Below are 2,526 nucleotides of genomic sequence, written 5' to 3'. Positions count from 1 at the left end.
AATTATTGTGTAACAGGATGGTAGAAAAATCAGAAAAATCCAGATTTACATGGGGGGTGCAACAGAAGGAACAGCAGAAGGAACAGGACATCCATAAATTTCAAGAAGGAACAGAAGAAGGAACAGAAGAAGGAACAGAAGAAGGAACAGAAGGAACAGGACATCCATAAATTTCTATTCGTCTAGATTAAACTAACGTTCTACTTAAGCTTTCGCCCTGAATTTATGGATGTCCTGTTTATGTTTTCTCCAGGGCCCGGGTCATTCCCGCCCTGAGCTTATCTTCATTAAACGGCTCACGGGTACCATCACGCTTAACCAGCCGCGGCATCAGCAACTCAGCGGTTTCATAACTGGTAAAACGTTCAATGCAGGTAAGGCATTCCCGACGCCTGCGCACCTGAGAGCCTTCTGCAACCAGGCGTGAGTCGATCACTTTCGTTTCAGCGGCACCACAGAATGGACAATGCATTGAGCAAGATAATCCTTTGGTTTTCAGGGAAATACTCCAATGATAACCATATACTTTTTTATTACAAGGTACTGAAAAAACTATCTCTGGAGACGAAGATGGTTGTTTGCCCAGGTTTCAGGCCGGCAGTTGGAAAACACACCTTTACCGAATAATCCGGTTATGCTTTGACATAACCATTACCGTGGGAAAAAGATTCTGACCGTTACATTTTGTGTTCAGGCCAGGTTCTCAACCAGGTTCTCCACTCCTTAAATTTCTTGAGCTCTTCACGGGCGGCTAATTTGTCCAGCATCAGTTCCATTTGCTGTCGTTCCCCGGCTAATGGATTCTCAGTTACTTTGGTATCCCCTGATATATCGGCGGCCTCTTTTTCTTTCGATTTTTGCGTATCAGTGAAGATACAGACTAAAAGCTCCCTCAATAAAGGCAGGTCACGGCATTTTGGGTATTTATTTGCGTCATAAGAGAATGGGTGAAAATCTAGCTCTTTACATATTTTAAGATTTTCGATAATTGTCTCATGCAAATGCCACAGGCTTTTGCTTTGAAAGTCGGGCTTGTTAAGAATATCAATGTCATCGATTGTTATGTTACTTGCTTCAAGCTTGTTTTCTGTTAATTGTTCAGTCTGCCCGGTTATTGATTCATGTTTAAAAACAAGATAATCTGTATTGCCTTCAGGAATATCCCGTGATAACTCTTGATTCAACCAGCTCGTGGTTAGTGTAAATCTAGTACAATCAAGTCCGTTTCTTGCATAAAGATAAAATGTCTGTATTTCTTTTTCGTCTTCTCTATCTAGTATGTGTTTTGATTTAGTAGATGTTATTTCATGTAGTAAGGTTTTTTTTACTATCAAACTCAGCCAGGGGTCTGTATTTTTAATTGTAGATAACGCCATTTCTAAATTGGTTTTATCTTTATCTGAAATATTTGATAACGAGTCTTCAAAAGCGCATGCAAGGTTCCATACAAAGCTGGACGGGTGCCATTTTATTATTCTTTTTGTGATATCGTTTTCTTTGATTGATTCATTAAATATTGCAGGAACTGTCCCGAAATATTTTGCACATTTCTGAGTTTCAAAATATCGTTCATCCTGGTCCTGTTGAAGGGCGGGAGCTCCAGGGGGAGTGTCAATCACTTTTTGACTCCATTCAGAATGAACGGGGACCGAGTTCAAAATATCGGAATTATTTAAGGACAATTCCCTGCTCGATGGCGGGAGCTTGGACACCGGGAAAGGTTGAGTTTTTAGCATTGTAGCGATATCTGTTGCAGATGGCATTCTATGAGATAAACGGAACGTTCCAACCGGCCTCTGCATTTCTGAGACTTTCGCTCTCTTGGTGATGGGTGTCTTCTTGCTGGCTTTACTGACTTTTCTTTTATTCCTACCCATTTTTCCAATACGTTGTTTATCTGAACTGGTACTACCCCTTGTATTAATTGTTTTCTTGAATTTTTGCCAAGATGTTTTTTGGCTTGTATTAGAAAAATCCACAATAACTGACCCCGGTAGTTAGATTAATGTGAGAGTCTATATCAAAAAAGAAAGGGGCCATGAAGGCCCCTTTATGTTCAAGTATTTTTTTAAATCATGACAATTGGAAGTGCATGAATTATTTATACACCGGCAGTCTAGCACAGATTTCCAGCACTCTGGCCTTCACTTCTACTTCGACCTTCTCATCACCGGAACCATCGCCCAGCCCATCAAGAACATCACAGATCCAGCCAGCCAGTGCGGCAGAATCATCTTCGTTAAAGCCCCGACGGGTAATGGCCGGAGAGCCGATACGCAGGCCACTGGTGACAAAAGGAGAACGGGGGTCATTAGGAACCGAGTTCTTGTTTACGGTGATATTGGCACGGCCCAGGGCATCTTCAGCATCTTTGCCGGTATACTCCTTGCCAATCAGATCCATCAGGAACAGGTGGTCATCGGTGCCGCCAGAAACGATATTGATGCCGCGCTCCATCATCACACGGGTCATGGCCCGGGCATTTTCAACCACCTGAGCCTGATAAGTCTTGAACTCATCGGACAT

The 2,526-nt window shown here is 42.4% G+C and carries 1 protein-coding gene and 2 pseudogenes; all 3 read right to left on the bottom strand.

Annotated elements, in window-relative coordinates:
- Nucleotides 1–244: 244 nt before the first annotated feature.
- A pseudogene (locus tag RM811_RS02770) lies at nt 245–472 on the bottom strand (ATP cone domain-containing protein); the annotation flags it as partial.
- Between the two features lie 205 nt (nt 473–677).
- A complete protein-coding gene (locus tag RM811_RS02765; protein WP_402520543.1) occupies nt 678–1,979 on the bottom strand; it encodes a hypothetical protein in 1,302 nt (433 codons plus the stop codon).
- Nucleotides 1,980–2,097: 118 nt separating this feature from the next.
- A pseudogene (gene glyA / locus RM811_RS02760) lies at nt 2,098–2,526 on the bottom strand (serine hydroxymethyltransferase); the annotation flags it as partial.

The sequence above is a fragment of the Endozoicomonas sp. genome (assembly GCF_031844845.1).
Taxonomy (GTDB): domain Bacteria; phylum Pseudomonadota; class Gammaproteobacteria; order Pseudomonadales; family Endozoicomonadaceae; genus Endozoicomonas.
This window is presented reverse-complemented; position numbering and strand designations above follow the sequence as displayed.